Origin of the sequence: Butyricicoccus sp., from assembly GCF_050872565.1 — a bacterium.
GTDB lineage: Bacteria > Bacillota > Clostridia > Oscillospirales > Butyricicoccaceae > Butyricicoccus_A.
Map to the genome: position 1 here is coordinate 1 of NZ_JBNMHC010000004.1, position 21,255 is coordinate 21,255.

A 21,255-nucleotide genomic window follows, 5' to 3' on the forward strand; every position below is an offset into this window, starting at 1 on the left:
CTCGACCTTTACCGGACGGAAGGTGCCCAGACCGACATGCAAGGTAACATAAGCGATATTTACGCCCATATCCTTAATTTGTTGGAGCAGTTCCGGCGTAAAGTGCAGACCGGCAGTCGGTGCAGCGGCAGAACCCGGGGTTTTGCTGTAGACAGTCTGATAGCGTTCCGGATCTTCCAGCTTTTCCTTAATATACGGCGGAAGCGGCATCATGCCCAACTCTTCCAGAATTTCCAAGAAAATGCCTTCGTAATGGAAACGAATCAGACGATTGCCGCCATCCGGCAGAATGTCCTCAACAGTAGCGGTCAACTTGCCTTCGCCAAAGCTCAGCTTTGCGCCGACACGGCATTTCTTGCCCGGACGGGTCAAACATTCCCATACGCCATCGCCTTTATCCGTCAGCAGAACCAGTTCAATCGGATAACCGGTGTCTTCGCGGACGCCCAGCAGACGTGCCGGAATGACGCGGGAGTTGTTGAGTACTAGCGTATCGCCAGCGCGTAAATACTCTGGCAGATTGTAGAAATGACGGTGTTCAATGGCACCAGTGTCCTTGTTCAGTGCCAGCATACGAGAGGAATCTCGCTTGTCGAGCGGTGTCTGTGCAATCAACCGCTCTGGCAGATCGTAATAAAAATCACTTGTTTTCATAATTTTCGGCGCGAATACAGCGCACCAGCCTCCTTATCCCCGTTCAGCAGGTTTCTCCTGCCCGGAATGATACGGATAATATCATAGCGGATACCAAACGGAAAATCAAGAGTAATAGCGTACAAAAAGAATTGACACGCAAGTTTTGTCATGATAGGATGAAAATATATATTAGAAGGGATTTGAGGGCGGAACGGGCAGCCGCCACCCGCTGCATTTTGCAGTTGTTTGGAGATGAGGGAAATGTCACCCCACCAATTCCCGCCGGAACTGAGAGCAGATGTGTATGCATCTGCTCTTTTCTGTTTGTTTTTGTTGGTAGAAATAACTGAGAGGGGAAAATGTCCCACGCCCTCTCTGTCGCTGCGCGACATCTCTCCCAGAGGGGGAGACAAGTTTAGATTGTGCGTAAGAGCAAAAGCCTTCCTCCTTGAGGAAGGTGGCGCGGCGTCAGCCGTGACGGAAGGAGTAGCACGTGAGCAAATCTGCATTAGAGTCACTCTAATTCGTCGGGGAAAATCGGCTGCTCCCTCAGTCTACGCCTGCGGCGAATCCAGCTCCCTCAAAGATGGAGCCTTCTTGGCTCTCCCTCCGGGAGAGCTGGAATTTGCATAGCAAATGACTGAGAGGGCAGAAATCTAACAGGTTCGTATCCGGTAAATCTGAGAGGATTTGTAACTGGTACAAGCCCTCTCTGTCGCTTCGCGACATCTCTCCCGGAGGGAGAGACAAGTTTAGATTGTGCGTGAGGGCAAAAGCCCTGTTTTTACTATACCAGATGATAGTGTTCAATCAAATACTTTACATTGGGATCCTCTGCGCCGTATTTATAGCGCATCACATCTGCAAGTGTGTATGCTATATCCGCGAGATCAGCGCTTGCAAAGGTATTGGCTAAATCAGAAGAACAAAGATAAAATTGTGCGCAATGTATTTTATCTGCGAGCTTGTCAAAAATATAGTAATCGTCACTATTGCGTTCTAATGTCACGGTATGCACCCTCTCTTATATACGTGTAATACACATAGTATACGTGCGATTGATAATGTTTGTCAAGTTTGTTTTTGTATAAACTAAGCCTAGGAGGCGGAGCTTATGCAGAAGAAAAAAGAAATCAATATAGAAGTAGGACACAGAATACAGCTATCTCGTGAGCGTGCAGGGTATACGCAGGAACAATTTGCTGAATTAATAGATGTAGGTGTACAACACGTATCGAATATTGAGCGCGGGGCGGTTGGCATCTCCTTGACAGCACTCAAAAAGACCTGCGAGATTTTAGGCGTATCCGCAGATTATTTGCTGCTCGGCGGGAATGCATCGGAAGAGGGGAATCTCCTGCTGCGGCAGCTGCGCGAGCTTCCGGTCGATCAGGGCGTTCTGGTGGAACGCGGCATTTCCCAATTGCTGTCCGCGCTGGAGCTTGCGAACGAGAATAGAGAATAATGCACATGCCACTTTTGCGGCATGGCGGCAATTTGCGGGCTGATGTTAGGAGAAAGACACTTGTTCATGTGGAAAAAACAAAATCGCACGAAAGAATGGCAGGAAAATCCTGTCGTTTTGTGCGCTTTCCTCATCGAATCGCCTTGACAAAGCAAATTGTCCCGTGCTAAAATGAAAAAAGCATAAATTGTCTAGTACGATTGAGGCGCGGCCGACATAAGTATGGTTCAAGAGAAGGCGAATCCTTCTGTGAAAGGGCTGGAAAGGGGAAGGCCGCCGAAGAGGATGCCAGATTCGCGGGTATCTGTCTGGACGGGCACGAGAACATCTGTCCGGCTGTCACCGGTTCGCCCGTGATGCGCTATCGCTACTTTGCGCTGCTGCAAGGCAGTGAGCCATTTCGCATCATCGGCCGGTTGTTCACCGACCGATTTTTTATTGCAAACAGGACAATATCGGGGACAGCTTGTGCTTTGATTGGTATATGTCATTTTGAGCAATTGCTTTTCAGGAGGAAATAACAACGATGAAGAATTACAAAGTCGGCATTATCGGCGCAACCGGCATGGTTGGTCAGCGCTTTGTGACCCTGCTCGCAAATCACCCGTGGTTCACCATTACGGCTATGGCAGCAAGCGGCCGCAACAAGGGTAAGACCTACGCAGAGGCTGTAGAAGGCCGCTGGAAGATGACCACCCCGATGCCGGAGAGCGTAAAGGACATGGTTCTGTACGACGCAGAGAACGACGCGGAGGAGTTTGCTTCCAAGGTTGACTTCACTTTCTGTGCAGTAAACATGAAGAAGGACGTTATCCGTGCTCTCGAAGAGAAGTACGCAAAGCTGGAGTGCCCGGTGGTATCCAACAACAGCGCACACCGCTTCACTAAGGACGTTCCGATGATTATTCCGGAAGTTAACGCTGAGCATGTCAAGATCATTCCGGCGCAGCGCAAGCGTCTGGGCACCAAGCGCGGCTTCATCGCTGTTAAGTCTAACTGCTCGATCCAGTCCTATGTTCCGGCACTGACCGCTCTTCAGCAGTTCGGTATCGAGAAGGTTGCTGTTTGCACCTATCAGGCAATTTCCGGTGCTGGCAAGACCTTTGAGACCTGGCCGGAGATGGTTGACAATGTGATTCCGTACATCGGCGGCGAGGAAGAGAAGTCCGAGAAGGAGCCGATGAAGGTTTGGGGTTCTGTTCAGGGCGATGAGATCGTAGCGGCTTCCGAGCCGGTTATCTCCGCACAGTGCCTGCGCGTACCGGTAAGCGATGGCCACACCGCTGCTGCTTTCGTGAAGTTCAAGAACAAGCCGACCAAGGAGCAGATTCTGGAAGCTTGGGCCAACTACAGCGGCCGTGCACAGGAGCTGAACCTGCCGAGCGCACCGAAGCAGTTCCTGCACTACTTTGAAGAGGACGACCGTCCGCAGGCTCGTCTGGATCGCAATCTGGAGGGCGGCATGGCTGTTTCTATCGGCCGTCTGCGCGATGACGTGATCTTTGATTATCGTTTTGTCAGCCTGTCTCATAACACTCTGCGCGGTGCCGCTGGCGGCGCTGTTGAACTGGCAGAGCTGCTGTGTGCTGAGGGCTACATGGACTAAGTCGTCTCTGATTCTGAGACAGAGATATATGGTTTGATTGGAGGGAAAACCTATGAAGAAGCCGATTTTTACCGGCGCTAACGTTGCTATTGTGACTCCTATGACGGAGACCGGTGTCAATTATCCGGAATTCCGCCGCTTCATTGATGACCAGATCGCTCGTGGTATTGATTCCATTACCATCTGCGGCACGACGGGTGAAGGCTCGACCTTGACCGACAAGGAGCACAAGGAAGCCATTCAGTTCTGTATCGACCATGTCAATGGCCGTGTTCCGGTTATCGCAGGTACCGGTTCCAATGACACAAGATATGCCATTGAGCTGGGCAAGTTTGCCTCGCAGGCAGGCGCAGATGGTCTGCTGACCGTTACCCCGTACTACAACAAGACCACCCAGCAGGGTCTGATTAAGCATTTCTATGCGCTGGCTGATGCAACCCCGACTCCGATCGTTGTTTACAATGTACCGAGCCGTACTGGTATGACCATTAAGCCGGAGACCTATTTTGAACTGTCTAAGCATCCGAACATCAATGGTGCGAAGGAAGCATCCGGCGATTTCTCTCTGCTGGCAGAGGCAATGCGCCTGTGCGGTGACAACCTGAACTTCTGGTCCGGCAACGATGATATGATCGTTCCGCTTATGGCTATGGGCGGCAAGGGTGTCATTTCCGTTCTGGCAAATGTTGCTCCGGATGTTGCACACAACATTGCACAGCTGTGCCTGGATGGCAAGTATGCAGAAGCACGCGAGATGCAGATTAAGTATCTGGATCTGATTAACGCTCTGTTCGTAGAGGTTAACCCGATTCCGGTCAAGATGGCAGTCCGTATGCTGGGCTGGGATGTCGGCGAGCTGCGTATGCCGCTGTGCGACATGAGTGCAGAGCATACAGAGATCCTGCGCAAGGCAATGACCGAAGCAGGCTATGCACCGGTAAAGTAAGGAGATAAAAAGGATGTTGAAAATCGGACTTTGCGGCTGCAATGGCCGCATGGGCAAGGTCATTACTGATATTGTCTCCAAGAAAGAAAACATGCAGATCGTGGCAGGTTTTGATGCCTATACACAGAAGCTGGCAGATTATCCGGTCTATGCAGACCCGCATGAGTTCACCGGCGCCTGCGATGTCATCATTGATTTTTCCAATGTATCCTCGCTGGATATGCTGCTGGATTACTGCGTCAAGACCAAGACGCCGGTTATCTTCTGCACAACCGGCTATGACAAGGAACAGCTGGCAAAGATTCGTGAGGCTTCTGCGACAATTCCGGTATTCCGTTCCGGCAATATGTCCATCGGCATCAATCTGATGATGGATTTGCTGCGTAAGGCAGCAACCGTTCTGGGTGACGGCTATGATGTGGAAATCACAGAGAAGCATCACAACCAGAAGCTGGATGCTCCGTCCGGCACCGCTTTGATGCTGGCTGATGCAGTCAGTGAAGCACTGCCGTATGACGCAGAGTATGTCTATGACCGTCATGAGCGCCGCATGAAGCGTCCGCAGAATGAAATTGGTATTCATTCGGTACGCGGCGGCACCATTGTTGGCGAGCACGAAGTACTGTTTGCCGGCCGTGATGAGCTGATTGAAATTCGTCACGTGGCACTGTCCCGTGAAGTATTTGCAGTCGGTGCAGTGGATGCAGCTGCATTCCTCGGCACACAGAAGCAGCCGGGCATGTATGACATGTCGGATGTCATTGCTGCAAAGTAAAAATACAAAAGAAAGTCCTTCTTACCGTGCCATGTGCGCGGTAGGAAGGACTTTTTGTATGTCTGAAAAAAGATTACGGCAGCTTTCGTCCGGAGCCAAGCTCAAAATGATACTTGACGATGCCCAAGTCAGTCTTGGAGTAAAATCCCATGCCGCGGGACAGCTTGACGGTGCCGTCGTCCTGCCAAGTAAAGCAGAATTTTTGCTGATTCATTGCAGTTGGCGCGAGAAGAGCGGCATTGACGCCGTTCAGGAACCATTCCGGTGCGTTTTCGCTGTTTTTGCACACGCGCTCTAACGGCTTGTTTTGGTGGGCAACGCCATCGGTTTCGCCATAGCCCAAAGAGAGCAGGCACACCTGTTTTTCGTTCTTACGAATGTCTGCTTTGCTTTTTCCGTGTGTCATAGCGACCCAGCAGGTGCGCAGTCCCATCATTTGTGCCTGTAAGACAATTTTTTCACCGTAATAACCGAGCGTTTCTTCTAACGCATCCGATTGCTTGCCCACAAGGCAAATGTAGTTTTTCACGTTGGAAAATTTGCCGTAGTGCGCCAACATCGAGTTGAAGCAGTCAGGCTCATCGAAAAAGATCTGGATGTGTAAACCCGCTTCTCCATTGATGTCTTGGATTAGCTGTTCCAGCATTTGCCGTTTCTCCGGTTCGATGGCTTGGTCTGTGTATTGGCGGACACTGTGTCGTGTCTGCATGGCTTCTAACATGTTCATGGTATATCCTCCTGCGTTATTCTTCTGTCGGTTTGGCGGGCAGGCTTTGTGCTGTCTCAACAGCAAGCTGGAGAACAGCAATCAAGCGCTGAAACGACGCCATTTCACTGTCAAAATAGTAGTAATTTTTTGTTCCTTCTTTCCGCATATTGATAATGCCGGCATCCTTCATGATTTGCAGATGATGAGATACTGCCGGACGCAAAAAAGTGCATTCGTAAAGCAAATCGAGACGAATAAAAAATCCCCTGCTTTTCCAAAACAGAAAAACAGGGGATAGATTTAACGTGCTTGAGATACCAATCAGTCGCGAATCTTGATATGAACTTCACGCAGCTGATGCTCGGTGATCTCGCCCGGAGCGCCGCACATCAGATCCTGTGCGTTGCCGTTCATCGGGAATGCGATAACCTCGCGGATGTTCTCCTCGTTGCGCAGCAGCATAATCATGCGGTCAACGCCCGGTGCCATGCCTGCGTGCGGAGGTGCACCAAACTGGAAGGCGTTGTACAGAGCACCGAACTTCTCCTTGAGATCTTCCTCGGTGTAACCGGCAATCTCAAATGCCTTAACCATGATTTCCAAATCGTGGTTACGAACAGCACCGGAGGACAGCTCAACACCGTTGCAGACAATATCGTACTGATATGCCAGAATCTCGGTCGGATCCTTGGTGTTCAGTGCTTCCAGGCCGCCCTGCGGCATGGAGAACGGGTTATGGGTGAAGATAATCTTCTTTTCTTCCTCGTCAAACTCGAACATCGGGAAATCGTTGACGAAGCAGAAGCGATATGCATTCTTTTCAATCAGATCCAGACGAGCGCCCAGCTCATTGCGCAGCTGGCCGGCATAGTTTGCAGCCTTGCTCTCGCGGTCTGCGATAAAGAAGATGGTGTCGCCAGCTTCCAGACCAGCCAGCTCTGCGATCTCAGACTTCATGTCGTCCGGAATAAATTTGTCGATCGGGCCCTTGTAGGACATGTCGTCCTTTACCTGCAAGTAGCCCAGACCGCCCATGCCGATGGACTGTGCGTACTTCAGCAGCTTCTCATGGAAGCCCTTGGACATGTTCGCATGAACCTTGATGGCACGAACGGTCTTGCCGATAAACGGCTTGAAGGTGCAGCGAGAGAAGAACTCGGACAGGTCGATAATGCGCAGCGGGTTGCGCAGATCCGGCTTGTCCGTGCCGAATTCCAGCATAGCCTGCTTGTAGCTGATAACCGGATACGGAGCAGCGGTAACAGCAGCACCTTCCGGCGCGAACTTCTCGAACGTAGCGGTCAGAACCTCTTCGCCTGCACGGAATACGTCTTCCTGTGTCGCAAAGCTCATCTCGAAATCCAGCTGATAGAACTCGCCAGGAGAACGATCGGCACGAGCATCCTCATCGCGGAAGCACGGAGCAATCTGGAAATACTTGTCGAAGCCGGATACCATCAGCAGCTGCTTGTACTGCTGTGGAGCCTGCGGCAGCGCATAGAACTTGCCCTTGAACTTACGGGACGGAACAACGTAGTCACGAGCACCTTCCGGAGAAGAAGCACACAGAATCGGGGTCTGGATTTCCAAGAAGCCCATATCTGTCATCTTCTGACGCAGGAACGAAATGACCTGAGAACGGAATACAATGTTGTCCTTGACCTTCTTGTTGCGCAGGTCGAGGTAACGATACTTCAGACGAACATCCTCACGGATTTCCTTCGAGGTCTGAATTTCAAACGGCAGCTGACGGTGTACCTTGCCCAGCATGGTAACAGTATGTGCCTCCAGCTCGATGGTGCCGGTCGGGATTTTCGGATTGTAGGTTTCCTCGTCGCGGTGCTGAATCGGGCCTTCTACGGAGATGCAGTCCTCCTTGTTGATGCCCTTGAGCAGGGAAGTGTCGCGCATAACAACCTGCATGGTGCCGTACATGTCGCGCAGGTCGATGAACGATACACCGCCGTGGTCGCGGATGTTTTCTACCCAGCCTGCAATGCGCAGGGTAGAGCCAACATCAGCTTCCGTGATCGCATTCATTGTCTTGTTGCGATAAACATTGGATGTGTTCATGGTTTGAACTCCTTTCATAAAATAGATTTTTCGGGAAATAAGCATAAAAAAACTGCTCGTCCCAAACAATTGGTTCAGGACGAACAGAGGATCTGTCCGCGGTACCACCTGATTTACCGGAAAAGCCGGTCACTCAAGAGAGCCGTTTGTCGCACGGCAGGTCGGCGCACCTACTGATCGGAAGAATTCCCGAAGGTTCAGATTGCGGCTGATAAAGTGTTCTTCGCGCTCATTCAATTCTATGGAGTTCGCACTGTCCTCCACTCACTGGAAGCGATAAAGAGCGTTACTTTTCTTCGTCATCGCCAATATTCCTCATTATTATATGGTATAACCCGGCGGATGTCAACCCGAATACCGTATCAAAAAGCACAGGACGTGTGATTTTGATTTGGGGATTTTGATGAGGCTGTGTGCTGCAAGTAGGTGAGCAGACTGAGTTGAGAACTGTCAACCGGCGCACCAAAATTGTTTAGCTCACAGAGAGAAATCGTTTTGTTTACGCCATGATAGTCGCTGCCGCCGCTGATGAACAGATGATGCTTGCGGGCTTGCTGCAATAAAAAGTTGATTTCTTCCTGATTGTAGCGGGAATAATAGCATTCTAAGCCCTGTAAGCCGCATTGCAGCAAGACATCTAACTGTTTCGTAAATTCTTCCGGTGTCAGGTGTCGTTCCCCCTCGCCGCCAAGCGGATGCGCCCAGACAGCGGTTCCGCCTGCGGTGCGAATCGCCGCGATGGCTTTTGCGGCTTCTACTTTGTCATTCGGCGTATGCAGGGTCAAATACTTGTCCATAACCTCTTGGATGGTCGTGCCGTATCCCAGAGCAATCAAGGCTTTGGCGAGATGTGGTTTTCCCACACTGGTCATTTGATGAAAGGAATCCTGCGTTTGTTTGGAAAAAATAATGCCGAATTTCTCTTTTAAATAGTCCAGACGAAGCTGGAGCTTTTGCATTCGCTTGGCATGGCCTTCAATTAAGACGTCTTGAAATGCCGGACAGCCAGCGTCATAACAATAGCCGAGAATATGACACTTTTTATACGCGGTAAAGCAGGAAAATTCCACACCGGGAAAGAAGTGTAACCCAGTCAAGTCTAAAGATTGGAGATGCAGTACACCGTCAATGGTGTCGTGATCGGTTACAGAGAAATACGTGATTTGATTGTTGCGAATGTTTGTGAGCAGTTGTTCCGTCGAATCGGAACCGTCAGAATATATCGTATGAATATGCAGGTCTGCACGAGCCAAAATCACTGCCTGCCTTTCTATTATATATTGTATCTTTACGTTGTCTAGTTAGTATAACACAAACAAAAAGCAATGTATAGAGACAGTTTTGAGGGAAAAAGAAAAAGCACAAAAACCAAAGTTTTTGTGCTTTTATGGCGGAGAGTTAGGGATTTGAACCCTAGAACGGCTCATCACCGTTACACGATTTCCAGTCGTGCGCCTTCGACCACTCAGCCAACTCTCCATCACTATTTTGTTGTCTGCCTCTCAGCGACGAAAATTATTATACCGCGTGTATACAGAAAAGTCAAGCATTTTTTTGAAAAAATTGCAAAAAAATGAAAAGAAAAAGACAGCAGCAATTTCGCTGCTGTCTGAAGGATTATGCCTTGCGAATCAGATAAAAATAGTCGCAAGCGTTGCCAACTGCATTGGTCTGTACCTGAACAACGCCGTGTACATCTGTTTCTACGGCGTTAGTCTTGCGGATTTCGTTGCCAGTCCACTTATTTTCCGTCCAATACGGATCGACAGCGGTGATTGTCGAAGCATCACCGGATACCAGAGCGACGAAGTGGCCGTTATCTGCGAACAGTCCGGTTGCGCCGCCAGTAGCACCGCCTGTGTGTGCGAGTGCCATGCCGCCTTCCGAGAGACACTGCTGTAATTCGTCCATCGAGGTGGAATACTGATAGGTGAAACCGCCCCACTTGGCAGCAGCAGCGTCCAGCATCTTGAGCGGATCTGTGCCGCCGTCATAGCGAGCGCCGGATTCTGTTGCCAGTGCACACATATTTTCCGAGGTGGCATCCGTGATACCGCACAGGTTGCGCAGGATGTTGGCAACGCTAACTGGGCAGCAGCCGGAAGTATAAATGGTTGCGCCTGCCGGACGACCATCCTTGGTTGTGTACGCAATGTCCGGATGATTGGTCTGCAAATCGTAAATCGGTGTGGAAACCGGTGGTGCAGATTCTGCTGGTGTGTCATCTGCCTGTGCAGAAGCGGCGGACTTTGCCGCTGGTGCGGCGACATCTGTGGATACAGAGGCGTCAGCAGCGGAAACTGCTTCGGCGTCTGCGCCGGTCTGCTCGGTCAGAGAAGGGGCAGACGGATTGGTGCTTGTCTGGCTTGCGTAAATTTCATCCAGCTTGGACGGAAAAATAGCAGCCTGTGAAAACAAACTTTTATCTATAGAAATAGGCGATTCGCCAGCTGCAAACGCAACAGCGGCGGTAAGCGTGCCCAAAATACAGACGGAAGAAACAGTTCGGATCAATTTTTTAGATAAATCCGTTGTCATAAAGATCTCCTTTCAAAATAAAGATTACAAACATGAAATGGTTTTGTAATCAAATTGTGATTTATTTTATTAGAAAGTGCAGGAGATGTCAAGAGAAAAATGGAAAAAACAAAAGAAATTCACGAAAAATTCATGAGAACCATGCGAAAATCGAGCAATTGCAATGTTTTTACAACTTTAAACGCAGAAAGGGAAGGAAAACAAAAAAGACTTGAAGCGAACTTCAAGTCTTTTTTATGGCGGAGAGTTAGGGATTTGAACCCTAGAACGGCTCATCACCGTTACACGATTTCCAGTCGTGCGCCTTCGACCACTCAGCCAACTCTCCATATGGTTGCCGAAGAAGGATTCGAACCCTCACAAACAGAGTCAGAGTCTGTCGTGCTACCCTTACACAATTCGGCAATATGGTTGCCGAAGAAGGATTCGAACCCTCACAAACAGAGTCAGAGTCTGTCGTGCTACCCTTACACAATTCGGCAATGTTTTTTGTTTTGTCGTTTCTTGCGAACCAACGAGTATTATTATACTCATGTTGGGGTAGAATGTCAAGGAAAAATCTAAAAAAATTTATGAAAAATTTGCACAAAAAAAGAGAAATTTTGATGAACCTGAGGATGGAAAAAGCATAAAAGACAGGGTATAATAAATCACGATACAAAATAAAGGCAAAAAATCTATGTATGAATCTGTTTCGACGTTACTTTGGAGGAACTCATGGTAAGAAATGATTTAAGAAACATCGCAATTATCGCGCACGTTGACCACGGCAAGACAACGCTGGTTGACCAGATGCTGAAGCAGGGCGGTGCCTTCCGTGCCAATCAGGTAGTGGAAGACCGTGTCATGGACAGCAACGATCTGGAACGTGAGCGCGGCATTACGATTCTGGCAAAGAATACTTCCGTACATTATAAAGATACGAAGATCAATATTGTAGACACCCCGGGTCATGCTGACTTCTCCGGCGAGGTCGAGCGTATCCTGAAGATGGTAGACGGCGTTATCCTGCTGGTCGATGCATTTGAAGGCCCGATGCCGCAGACCCGTTTCGTGCTGGAGAAGGCACTGGAGTTTGGTCATAAGATCATTATTGTTGTCAATAAGATTGACCGTCCGGACGCTCGTCTGGCAGATGTCGGTGATGAGGTTCTGGAACTGCTGCTGACACTGGACGCTTCGGACGAGCAGCTGGATAGCCCGATTCTGTACTGCTCTGGCCGTGATGGTACGGCAAGCCTGTCTCCGAACACTCCGGGTGAGGATCTGACCCCGCTGTTCGAGACCATTCTGGAGCATATTCCGGCACCGCACGTAGATACCGAAGGCCCGCTGCAGATGCTGGTATCTTCTATTGATTATAGTGATTACGTTGGCCGTATTGCCATCGGTCGTGTAGAGCGCGGTACCATGCATGTCGGTCAGGATCTGATGGTCTGCAACTATAACCATCATGATAAGCCGTACAAGGCAAAGGCTGTATCGATGTATACCATTGACAGCTTGGGTCATACACCGGTAGAAGAGATCTCTGCTGGCGATATTGTTTGTGTATCCGGTATTGAAAATGTCACGATTGGCGATACACTGTGCGATCCGGAAAATCCGAAGCCACTGCCGTTCGTTAAGATTTCGGAACCAACTGTAGAAATGTATTTCTCTGTCAACAATTCTCCGTTTGCAGGCCGCGAGGGCAAGTTTGTCACCTCTCGTCAGTTGCGTGAGCGTCTGCATCGTGAGCTGCTCAAGGACGTATCCCTGCGCGTACATGAGACCGACAACACCGATACCTTCCGCGTAGCAGGCCGCGGCGAGATGCATCTGTCCATTCTGATTGAGACCCTGCGTCGTGAGGGCTATGAATTCCAGGTAGGCGCACCGCGTGCTCTGTTTAAGACCATCGACGGCAAGAAGTACGAGCCGATTGAGCGCATGGTAGCAGACGTTCCGGCAGACGCTGTCGGCGCAGTTATGGAAAAGATGGGCTCCCGTAAGGGTGAGCTGCAGCACATGGCACCGCAGGGCGACCGTATGCGCATTGAATTCTTGGTTCCGGCTCGTGGTCTGTTCGGCTACAAGACCGAATTCCTGACCGATACCAAGGGCGAAGGCATTCTCAGCTCGGTATTCTATGATTATATGCCGTACAAGGGCGAGATTTCCAAGCGTTCTACCGGCTCTCTGATTGCGTTTGAGACCGGCACCGCTGTTGCTTACGGTCTGTTCAACGCACAGGAGCGTGGACAGCTGTTCATTGGACCGGGCACAGAAGTATACGAAGGCATGATTATCGGTTCTTCTCCGAAGAACGAAGACATGGCTGTCAATGTCTGCAAGAAGAAGCAGCTGACCAACATGCGTTCTGCTGGTGCAGATGATGCACTGCGTCTGGTTCCGCCGCGCAAGATGTCCATTGAGGAAGCAATGGAGTTCATCGGCGACGATGAGATGATTGAAGTAACACCGGAAAGCATTCGTATGCGCAAGGCAATTCTGTCGAATACCGAGCGTCTGAAGAAGCTGAAGGGTAAGTAAAGAAAAGGAGTGTTCTGTGATGAAGAACGTAATTTCGACTTCTAACGCACCGGCTGCAATCGGCCCGTATTCTCAGGCGATTGAGACTGATGGCTATGTATTCACCTCTGGTCAGATTCCGATCAATCCGGCTACCGGCGAGGTAGAGGGCAAGACCATTGAGGAACAGACCGAACAGGTTATGAAGAACATCGGCGCACTGCTGGAGGCTTCTGGTCTGACGTTTGCAAACGTTGTTAAGACGACCTGCTTCTTGGCTGATCTGAATGATTTCGCTGCATTTAATGCTGTATATGCAAAGTATTTCCCGAATGAAGCTCCGGCTCGTTCCTGCTTTGCTGTTGCTGGCCTGCCGAAGGGCGCAAAGCTCGAAGTAGAGACCATCTGCGTGAAGTAAATCAAAGCATACGATTTCCGGCTGTCTGTGAATCTTTCACGGATGGCCGGATTTTTTTATGCATTGCAATCGTATCTGGAATCTTTTATAATAAAACCATTGAGAGAAGGGAGGAAAATGATATGTTTCGAGAAATGAGAAGATATAAACAGGCAGTCTCAGAGGAAACGTGTGCGGAGATTCTCAAGACAGAAAAACGAGGTGTGCTGTCGGTCATTGGAGATGAGGGGTATCCGTATGCCGTTCCGCTGGATTTCTACTATGAGGAAGAGGAACAGACGATTTATTTTCACTGTGCCAAGGTCGGTCATAAGATTGATGCGATCAAAGCCTGTGACAAAGTGTGCTTTACCACATGGAATACCGGTTTTCAGAAAGAAAATGACTGGGTGTGGAATGTGACCAGTGTCATTGTCTTTGGCAGAGCAGAGCTGATTGAAGATACGGCGCAGACGAGCGAAAAAGTCCGTAAGCTGGCAATGAAATATTATCCGACCGAAGAAGAAGTTGACGCAGAGATGGAAAAAGCCATTGCGCGTGTGCAGCTTTTGGCACTGCATGTAGAACATATGACGGGAAAACTGGTGAATGAAAGCTAAGTACGTGATTTCATGTAAAGGAGATACTACCGCAAACGTTCCGGCTGTCTGTGAACTTTTCACTGATGGCCGGATTTTTTTGCTTTGGGTCAATCATTTTATGCGCGGCACCCGTTATAGTAAGTGAAGGGACGCCTTCGGGAGGTATATTTTGACGCGTGAAGATCAATTGATAAAACGAATCACAGATGGAGATGCATCGGCAATGGAACAACTGATCCAGATGTACTATCCAGAACTTCTGCGCTATTGCCGCTGGCATACACCGGACGAACAACGTGCAGAAGATGCCGTGCACGAGACCTTTTTGAAGCTGCTGCGGTATTGGGACAGATACACACACAGAGGAAAATTCCGAGCCTATCTCTATCGCATTGCTTCCAATGTCTGCACGGACATGTACCGCGGTCACTGGAATACAGAAATTTCACTGCCGGAAGATCTGACGACACAGGAACATGGCTACCAGCAGGCGGAACAGGATGCAGATTTTTTGCGTTTGACGGCACAGCTGCCGGAAGAACAGCGAGAGCTAATCGTATTGCGCTATGCGCAGCAGCTCAAGCTGCGAGAGATCGCACAAGTGACCGGTTTGCCGCTGCGAACCGTGCAGTCCCGTCTGCGGGCGGCGCTCAAAACACTCAAATCTAAATTGTCGGAAGGAGGATGGCAATGAACGACTTTGAAAAAAAGCTGTCCGAAGCGCTTCGGACACGCGAACAACCGGATCCAAAACAAGTACAACGAACTGTGCTGGCAGCACAAAACATGGCGGCGGCACATCCGCCGCGCGAGCATCGAACGTGGCTTTCATTCTTAGTAGCACAGGCGCAGTTTTCCGGTGTTTCTATGTGGCTGTGGCAGATTCTTGTGTTGGCAGTATGGCTCAGCTGTATGTATAGCGGCGCGCTGTCTGCCTATCCGTATCTATTGCCCATGGGCTGCGGCGTTGCGGCGGTAACCGCTGTGCTGCCGATGCTGTACCGAACCGTTCGGTATCAAATGATAGAAGTGGAATCGCCGAGTTATTATTCCGGCGCCCAGCAGATGCTCGCACGCTTGCTCTTTGCAGGAATCGGCGTGGCAGTGACGCTGAGCATTGCAATTGTATGTACAGCGCGCTATACATGGCTGAGCTTGGGATGCATTGTCCTGTATGTGCTGTTTCCTGCTCTGCTCACGATGTGTGGTGATCTGCTGCTGCTGTCACATGCCGTGTGGAAAAAACTGCCGCTGTATATAGGAGTGTGGACGAGCGCCGTACTGGTGTTTTTGCTTTGTTGGCATCGCAGTCGGCTTGCAGTCGAATTTCACGTAGGATATGTGGGTGTGTTTGCCGCGTTACTAGTAATCAGTGGTATACAACTTTGGAAATTGGTAAAAAAAGGAGGAACGGTGTATGGAATTGCGTATTGACCATATGACCAAGCAATTTAAAGACAAACGAGCGGTCGATGATGTCAGTTTGACGCTGACATCCGGCGTATGGGGCTTGTTGGGCGCAAATGGCGCAGGCAAGACGACGCTGATGCGCATGGTCGCAGGCATTTTGCAGCCGACCAAAGGCGAAATTTATTATGACGGCGTAGAGATCGGGACATTGGGCGCAGCGTGGCGCGACGTGTTTGGCTATCTGCCGCAGGAATTCGGATTTTATCCGGAATTCACGGTAAAAAATTATCTGGAATACATGGCGGCCCTCAAAGGTCTGACGAGAGCGGACACAAAAAAGCGCATCTGCGATCTACTGGAATTGCTGACACTGTCCGATGTGCAAAACAAGAAGATTGTCAAGCTGTCCGGCGGCATGAAACGCCGCGTCGGCATTGCACAGGCGCTGCTCAATGAGCCGAAAGTGCTGTTTTTAGATGAGCCGACCAGCGGACTGGATCCAGGAGAGCGCGTGCGGTTTCGCAATTTGCTGTCCGAATTTGCACATGACCGCATTGTGCTGATCTCGACGCATATTGTGTCGGATGTCGAGTACATTGCAACGCAAAATGCAGTTATGAAAGACGGCGCTATTATTGCGCGCGGAACGACGGAACAACTGGTGCAGCAGATAGCGGGGAAAGTTTGGAGCGCTCACATCCGGCCGGAGGAATTGCCGCGGTGGGAGCATCGGCTACGCGTTGTCAGCCTGCGCAATGAAGAGGACGGAAGCATTGCCATGCGCTATTTGGCAGAAAAACCGGAAGTCCCGCAGTCCAAACATATAGAACCGCGCCTGGAAGATTTGTACTTGTGGCTGTTCCCGTACACGGAAAGAGAGGGGTAACTTATGCGATTGTTACAATTGGAACTCAAACGTATTCTCACTTCACGCGCGACAACATGTATCTTGGCGTTGGCAGTGGTGCTGTCGCTCGTGATGGCATGGCTGCCGGTGTCATATGTCACCCTGTATCCATCGAAAGATTCGGAAATCACCGGTTTGCAGGCAGTGCAGGAGGTGAAAAAGCAGTCTGCGCCGTACAGTGGCGAGGTGACGACCAAAAAAATGCAAAAAGCTCTTGCGCAATACCAAGAAACGATCAAACAGTATGGAGACATCAACAGTGACGAGTTTCCGATAGATGTCTATTATACCGAAATTTTTCCGGAATCTCCGTTGGTTAGGCGGCTGGTTGAAGTCAATGCCGATAAACAGGGACTCGCGCCGGAGGTCACACAGCTGACAAAGCAGGACGCCGAGAACTTTTATACGCAGTGCAAGACGCACATTGGCGACTTGATGAATCTGGAACAGCATGGCCATCCGGCGGCACAGGAAAAGGCAAAACAGATGTACAGCAAAGTGCCGCAGCCGTTTTTTTACTATCCGGGATATACAACGGATGCGATGGAGTATATCGGAATATATCTTTTTCTGTTGGTATTTTTGTGCACACTGATTGCCGCGCCAGTCTTTTCTGCGGAGTATCAGACCGGAGCGGATGATATTTTGCGCTGCACAAAACATGGCCGCAAGAGACTGGCGGTGACAAAAATCGCGGCGGCGCTGCTGATTTTTGCTGTTGTATTTGCCGTATGCATGACGATTTTTACCGTTCTTTCCAATTCTTTGTTTGGCTGGGAGTGCAGAAAGACCTCGCTGCAGATTATCCAGTCTGCGGCAGTACTGTTTTCCGGTACCGTTGGAGATGCACAAAATGCTATTACGGCGATGGGATTTGTGACGCTGCTTGCTGTCAGCAGCTTTACCCTGTTTGTGTCTAGCGCCAGCAGCTCAAACGTCAAATCCTTGGGCATTTCATTGGTGTTTCTGATTGTGCCGTCTTTGCTGTACATGTTTAACGGCAACAATTTGACGGCGTGGATTGCCCGCATTTTGCCGGCTGGCGGCATTGGCATGAACAATAGCTACACCTATACGATCTTTAATTTTGAATTTCTGCATCTTGGAAAGACGATCAGCATTTGGCCGGCACATGTCATGCTGGTGTGTGAGCTTGCGGCGATCCCGCTGTTTTTGCTGTTAACGGTACGGTGTTATCAAAAGCACATTGCCAGATAACCTGCGTTGCAAATCGATCCGGAATCTTTTATAATGAATGTATCATGATAAAAGGGGAGAACGCAATTGAAAAAGAGAATTCGATTCCTTTCGGTATTGCTCGGTGCAGCGCTTGCGTTGAGCTGTGTTGGCTGCGGAAAGACAAATACAGATACGGACAGCACGCAGAATACATCAGACAAGGTAGATAAAGTCCAGCAGATTGTCGATTCCATGTCGCTGGAAGACAAGGTTGCCCAGTTGTTTATTGTACAACCGGAGGCGATTGTAGACATTGGCACAGTGACGGCGGCAGGAGATGCCACCAAACAGGCAATGGACAAAACACCGGTTGGCGGCTTTGTCTATTTCAGAGATAATTTGCAGTCGAAACAGCAAGTACAGGAGATGCTTAGCAGTGTCCAGAAATACAGCAAGGACAGAACCGGTTTGCCGGCATTTCTCAGTATTGATGAAGAAGGCGGCACCGTTGCCCGCGTAGCGGGAAGCGGCCGATTTGATGTGACAAATGTCGGCAATATGGCGGATATTGGCGCGTCAGGTGACGTAGATCAAGCCAAGCAGGCGGGCGATACCATTGGCACCTATCTGTCTGATTTGGGATTCAATCTCGATTTTGCGCCGGATGCCGATGTGCTGACCAATCCGGAAAATACCGTTGTGAAAAAACGGTCGTTTGGCAGTGACCCGCAAGTGGTATCCGACATGTCTTTGGCGGTTGCTCAGGGACTAGCACAACATCAAGTACACAGTGTGTACAAGCATTTTCCGGGACACGGTGCCACGGAAGGTGACACCCATAAGGGCTATGCATACACCAATAAGACGCTGGATGAACTCAAACAGAGTGAATTGGTTCCGTTTGACCATGCGATTAAAAACGGCGCAGAGTTCATCATGGCGGCACATATTTCCGTGCCCAGTATCACAAACGATGACACGCCTACCTCGCTTTCCAAAACCATGATTACCGATGTTTTGCGCGAGCAGATGGGCTATGACGGTATTGTCGTCACAGATGCCATGAATATGGGTGCCGTGACAGAACAGTATACTTCGGCACAGGCGGCAGTGAAAGCCTTGCAGGCGGGCGCAGATATTGTACTCATGCCGGAAAACTTCCAAGAAGCTTATCAGGGCGTGCTGGACGCTGTGAAAAACGGCGAATTGACAGAACAGCAGATTAATACCGCGGTCACACGCATTGTCAAAGTAAAAGTCAATATGTAAAGCGAAAACCCCGACAAATTGTCGGGGTTTTGTGTTATCGTTTGTTGGAGCGTCTCCAAATATGCTGCGCCTGTGCGGCGCGAATCAATTGGTCGCGGAACATTGGATGCGCGAGAGAAATAATGGATTCCGCTCGTTCCCAAGTGGATTTGCCAATGAGATTGACGACACCGTATTCTGTGGCAAGATAATAGACCTGTGAGCGAGGAGAGGTGATAATATCGCCGCCAAAGCGCGGAACAATACGCGATTGCTCCATACCATACTTGTCTGTAAATGTAGAACTCATGCAGATAAATGCTTTGCCGCCGCGGGAAGCAGAGGCGCCGGTCAAAAAGTCCAGCTGTCCGCCTGTGCCGCTGATTTGCCGTGTACCGGCACTTTCAGAGGATACCTGACCATACAAATCGACTTCCAGACAGCTGTTGATGGAAACCATGTTATCAATGCGTCCAATGACTTCCGGATTGTTAACATAAGACAGCGGATAAACGGCGACGCTTGGGTTTTCATCAATCCAGTCATACAGCTCATGCGAGCCGATGGCAACGCCGAGAACGCCCTTGCCGCGGTTGATGGTCTTGTGCTTGTTGGTGAGCTTGCCTGCCTTGTACAGCTGCAAATAGGCGTCAGAACATAGCTCTGTGTGCATACCTAAGTCTTTAAGGTCGGATTCGGCAATCAAATTGCCAAGCGCATGAGGCAGGCTGCCAATGCCCAGCTGAAGTGTCATGCCATCGACCATATACGGCATCAGATTTGCCGCGATTTGCCGGTCAATCTCCGTAATTTTGGGTGCCGGAGATTCCGGAAATGGGTCGTGATGCCCTTCAACGACATAATCCACGTCAGAGATATGAATGCACTCATCGTAGCCGCCGTACAGCTTGGGCAGGTTCTCGTTAACTTCGAGAATGACAATATCTGCCTTGCGCAAAATCTGACCGGATACGCCGGTAGACGTGGACAGATTGAAGTATCCATGCCGATCCATTGGCGTGACGCACGCCATAGCGACGTTCACAGTCAAGAAATGCTTGTAATAATCCGAATTGAGGTGGAACACCATCGGGATATAATAGCAGAGGCCGCGGTCGCACAGACTGCGCTCATACGCGGAACAATGCCAAGAATGATAAATGAAATGTTCCTGTGAGGGATCGCATTCTGCGACTTCTACGGGGCCAAATACCAGATTGCCGCGGATTTTGACATCAGTTAATTCGTCGCGGCGGGCAGCCAACGCGCGGTCGAGCAAAACCGGCTTGCCCAAGCTGGTGGTATAATCAATCCAGTCACCGCTTTTGACCACTTGTACAGCTTCCTCCGGTGTGCGCAGCTTGCGTTTATACTCCTCCAAAACGTTCATAGTAATGCCCTTCTTTCTGTCAGTCCGGTAGATAGCTCTGCCCGGTCAGCAAGTCATGCCAAGTGAATACGCCGTTTTCCCAGAGCATGTAGCTTGGACGAGAGGCGTTCTTAGGGATAGAAACCGAGCCGGGGTTCAAATACGTAAAGGTCTCGTGTTCATGGCGGCAGGGAACGTGTGTGTGACCGCACAATAACACATCTCCTTTGCTCAGGGCAGGCGGGTTCTGTTCGTTGTAGTGATGGCCATGTGTGACGTATACCGTCTGGTCGCCCAACATCAATACGGCATAGTCTGCCAAGATAGGGAAATCTAATACCATTTGATCGACTTCTGTGTCGCAGTTGCCGCGCACGCACAGCAGCTTTTCTCGAATGCCGTTGAGCATGGAGATGACATCTTTCGGCTCATAGCCCTTGGGTAAATCATTGCGTGGACCGTGATACAATAAATCGCCGAGTAAAACAACACGGTCAGGTTGTTCCTCTTCGATGCGGTCGAGCAGCCAGCCGCAGTAATACGAGGAACCATGAATATCCGATGCAATCAATACTTTCTTCAAAATAGCAAAACTCCTGTCTGATAATCCTTTTCTTGTCCTTTATTGTACTGGATTTTGTCGAAATAGTAAAGCAGTGCATGAAAAATCCCCTTCCGAATTTCGGAAGGGGATTGTCATCATGAAGAAATTAGCCGAGCAGCATCGGAACCAGCTTCAGGAAGAAGCCAGCAGCAGCAGCGGAGCCAATAACACCGGCAACGTTCGGGCCCATAGCGTGCATGAGCAGGAAGTTGGACGGGTTTTCCTTCTGACCCTCAATCTGAGCGACACGAGCAGCCATCGGAACAGCGGATACACC

The 21,255-nt window shown here is 49.9% G+C and carries 23 protein-coding genes, 4 tRNA genes and 1 riboswitch; of the genes, 12 read left to right on the forward strand and 15 right to left on the reverse strand.

The annotated features are described in order from the left end of the window. The 3 genes from ACR0P9_RS00595 to ACR0P9_RS00605 all read right to left on the reverse strand — a co-directional run. On the reverse strand, nucleotides 1–654 hold a 654-nt coding region (locus ACR0P9_RS00595), incomplete at its 3' end, for an S-adenosylmethionine:tRNA ribosyltransferase-isomerase (protein ID WP_432616913.1). Continuing rightward, on the reverse strand, nucleotides 651–1,028 hold the full coding sequence (locus ACR0P9_RS00600) for a hypothetical protein (protein ID WP_432616914.1): 378 nt from the start codon (nucleotides 1,026–1,028) through the stop codon (nucleotides 651–653). The genes ACR0P9_RS00600 and ACR0P9_RS00595, both read right to left, overlap by 4 nt. Before the next feature lie 395 nt (nucleotides 1,029–1,423). Then, the gene (locus ACR0P9_RS00605) at nucleotides 1,424–1,645 is read right to left on the reverse strand and encodes a hypothetical protein (protein WP_432616915.1); all 222 of its coding nucleotides are present in this window, start codon (nucleotides 1,643–1,645) and stop codon (nucleotides 1,424–1,426) included. A gap of 105 nt (nucleotides 1,646–1,750) precedes the next feature. On the opposite strand from ACR0P9_RS00605, the gene ACR0P9_RS00610 reads away from it, so the two are divergent. The 4 genes from ACR0P9_RS00610 to dapB all read left to right on the forward strand — a co-directional run bounded on the left by ACR0P9_RS00610 (nucleotide 1,751) and on the right by dapB (nucleotide 5,428). After that, nucleotides 1,751–2,101, forward strand: coding sequence for a helix-turn-helix domain-containing protein (locus ACR0P9_RS00610; protein WP_432616916.1), 351 nt, complete (start codon nucleotides 1,751–1,753; stop codon nucleotides 2,099–2,101). A gap of 192 nt (nucleotides 2,102–2,293) precedes the next feature. Beyond that, a riboswitch (Lysine riboswitch) is annotated at nucleotides 2,294–2,473 on the forward strand. Nucleotides 2,474–2,627: 154 nt separating this feature from the next. Continuing rightward, nucleotides 2,628–3,707, forward strand: coding sequence for an aspartate-semialdehyde dehydrogenase (asd, locus tag ACR0P9_RS00615; protein ID WP_432616917.1), 1,080 nt, complete (start codon nucleotides 2,628–2,630; stop codon nucleotides 3,705–3,707). 52 nt (nucleotides 3,708–3,759) lie between these two features. Next, nucleotides 3,760–4,653 carry a 4-hydroxy-tetrahydrodipicolinate synthase gene (gene dapA, locus ACR0P9_RS00620; protein WP_418231566.1) on the forward strand — a complete coding sequence of 298 codons (894 nt, stop codon included), beginning with the start codon at nucleotides 3,760–3,762 and terminating at the stop codon, nucleotides 4,651–4,653. Nucleotides 4,654–4,666: 13 nt separating this feature from the next. Beyond that, nucleotides 4,667–5,428 carry a 4-hydroxy-tetrahydrodipicolinate reductase gene (gene dapB / locus ACR0P9_RS00625; RefSeq protein ID WP_432616918.1) on the forward strand — a complete coding sequence of 254 codons (762 nt, stop codon included), beginning with the start codon at nucleotides 4,667–4,669 and terminating at the stop codon, nucleotides 5,426–5,428. Between the two features lie 73 nt (nucleotides 5,429–5,501). Here dapB and ACR0P9_RS00630 read toward each other — a convergent pair whose 3' ends face one another. The 9 genes from ACR0P9_RS00630 to ACR0P9_RS00670 form a co-directional block, all read right to left on the reverse strand. Further along, nucleotides 5,502–6,155: a nitroreductase family protein gene (locus ACR0P9_RS00630; RefSeq protein WP_432616919.1), complete on the reverse strand. Its 654-nt coding sequence runs from the start codon at nucleotides 6,153–6,155 to the stop codon at nucleotides 5,502–5,504. A 16-nt stretch (nucleotides 6,156–6,171) separates the two neighbouring features. Beyond that, entirely contained in the window at nucleotides 6,172–6,360 is a 189-nt protein-coding gene (locus tag ACR0P9_RS00635) for an ArsR/SmtB family transcription factor (protein ID WP_432616920.1), read from the reverse strand. Nucleotides 6,361–6,458: 98 nt separating this feature from the next. Next, nucleotides 6,459–8,210: an aspartate--tRNA ligase gene (gene aspS, locus ACR0P9_RS00640; protein WP_432616921.1), complete on the reverse strand. Its 1,752-nt coding sequence runs from the start codon at nucleotides 8,208–8,210 to the stop codon at nucleotides 6,459–6,461. Nucleotides 8,211–8,572: 362 nt separating this feature from the next. Beyond that, a complete protein-coding gene (locus ACR0P9_RS00645) occupies nucleotides 8,573–9,463 on the reverse strand; it encodes a PHP domain-containing protein (protein WP_432616922.1) in 891 nt (296 codons plus the stop codon). A gap of 135 nt (nucleotides 9,464–9,598) precedes the next feature. After that, nucleotides 9,599–9,689 (reverse strand) — tRNA-Ser (locus ACR0P9_RS00650). Nucleotides 9,690–9,827: 138 nt separating this feature from the next. Beyond that, nucleotides 9,828–10,748: a hypothetical protein gene (locus ACR0P9_RS00655; RefSeq protein WP_432616923.1), complete on the reverse strand. Its 921-nt coding sequence runs from the start codon at nucleotides 10,746–10,748 to the stop codon at nucleotides 9,828–9,830. A 237-nt stretch (nucleotides 10,749–10,985) separates the two neighbouring features. After that, a tRNA-Ser gene (locus ACR0P9_RS00660) sits at nucleotides 10,986–11,076 on the reverse strand. 3 nt (nucleotides 11,077–11,079) lie between these two features. Continuing rightward, a tRNA-Gln gene (locus ACR0P9_RS00665) sits at nucleotides 11,080–11,153 on the reverse strand. Between the two features lie 3 nt (nucleotides 11,154–11,156). Next, nucleotides 11,157–11,230 (reverse strand) — tRNA-Gln (locus tag ACR0P9_RS00670). 235 nt (nucleotides 11,231–11,465) lie between these two features. Between ACR0P9_RS00670 and typA the strand changes: the two genes are divergently transcribed. The 8 genes from typA (at nucleotide 11,466) to ACR0P9_RS00710 (ending at nucleotide 19,026) form a co-directional block, all read left to right on the forward strand. Further along, nucleotides 11,466–13,283, forward strand: a complete 1,818-nt coding sequence (gene typA, locus ACR0P9_RS00675; RefSeq protein ID WP_432616924.1) for a translational GTPase TypA — start codon at nucleotides 11,466–11,468, stop codon at nucleotides 13,281–13,283. A 19-nt stretch (nucleotides 13,284–13,302) separates the two neighbouring features. Then, nucleotides 13,303–13,680 carry a RidA family protein gene (locus ACR0P9_RS00680; RefSeq protein WP_432616925.1) on the forward strand — a complete coding sequence of 126 codons (378 nt, stop codon included), beginning with the start codon at nucleotides 13,303–13,305 and terminating at the stop codon, nucleotides 13,678–13,680. 122 nt (nucleotides 13,681–13,802) lie between these two features. After that, on the forward strand, nucleotides 13,803–14,279 hold the full coding sequence (locus ACR0P9_RS00685; protein ID WP_432616926.1) for a pyridoxamine 5'-phosphate oxidase family protein: 477 nt from the start codon (nucleotides 13,803–13,805) through the stop codon (nucleotides 14,277–14,279). Between the two features lie 151 nt (nucleotides 14,280–14,430). Next, nucleotides 14,431–14,955, forward strand: a complete 525-nt coding sequence (locus tag ACR0P9_RS00690) for an RNA polymerase sigma factor (RefSeq protein ID WP_432616927.1) — start codon at nucleotides 14,431–14,433, stop codon at nucleotides 14,953–14,955. Next, a complete protein-coding gene (locus ACR0P9_RS00695) occupies nucleotides 14,952–15,695 on the forward strand; it encodes a hypothetical protein (RefSeq protein WP_432616928.1) in 744 nt (247 codons plus the stop codon). Before ACR0P9_RS00690 ends, ACR0P9_RS00695 begins: the two co-directional genes overlap by 4 nt. Next, complete coding sequence (locus tag ACR0P9_RS00700) at nucleotides 15,679–16,557, forward strand: ABC transporter ATP-binding protein (protein WP_432616929.1); 879 nt, start codon at nucleotides 15,679–15,681, stop codon at nucleotides 16,555–16,557. Before ACR0P9_RS00695 ends, ACR0P9_RS00700 begins: the two co-directional genes overlap by 17 nt. Before the next feature lie 3 nt (nucleotides 16,558–16,560). Further along, nucleotides 16,561–17,796, forward strand: a complete 1,236-nt coding sequence (locus ACR0P9_RS00705; protein ID WP_432616930.1) for an ABC transporter permease subunit — start codon at nucleotides 16,561–16,563, stop codon at nucleotides 17,794–17,796. A gap of 66 nt (nucleotides 17,797–17,862) precedes the next feature. After that, nucleotides 17,863–19,026 carry a glycoside hydrolase family 3 protein gene (locus ACR0P9_RS00710; RefSeq protein WP_432616931.1) on the forward strand — a complete coding sequence of 388 codons (1,164 nt, stop codon included), beginning with the start codon at nucleotides 17,863–17,865 and terminating at the stop codon, nucleotides 19,024–19,026. Between the two features lie 34 nt (nucleotides 19,027–19,060). Here ACR0P9_RS00710 and ACR0P9_RS00715 read toward each other — a convergent pair whose 3' ends face one another. The 3 genes from ACR0P9_RS00715 to ACR0P9_RS00725 all read right to left on the reverse strand — a co-directional run. Then, nucleotides 19,061–20,395 (reverse strand): acetyl-CoA hydrolase/transferase family protein, encoded by a 1,335-nt coding sequence (locus ACR0P9_RS00715; RefSeq protein ID WP_432616932.1) that lies wholly within the window; start codon nucleotides 20,393–20,395, stop codon nucleotides 19,061–19,063. Between the two features lie 19 nt (nucleotides 20,396–20,414). Continuing rightward, on the reverse strand, nucleotides 20,415–20,957 hold the full coding sequence (gene yfcE / locus ACR0P9_RS00720) for a phosphodiesterase (RefSeq protein ID WP_432616933.1): 543 nt from the start codon (nucleotides 20,955–20,957) through the stop codon (nucleotides 20,415–20,417). Nucleotides 20,958–21,084: 127 nt separating this feature from the next. Beyond that, on the reverse strand, nucleotides 21,085–21,255 hold a 171-nt coding region (locus ACR0P9_RS00725), incomplete at its 5' end, for a sodium ion-translocating decarboxylase subunit beta (protein WP_432616934.1).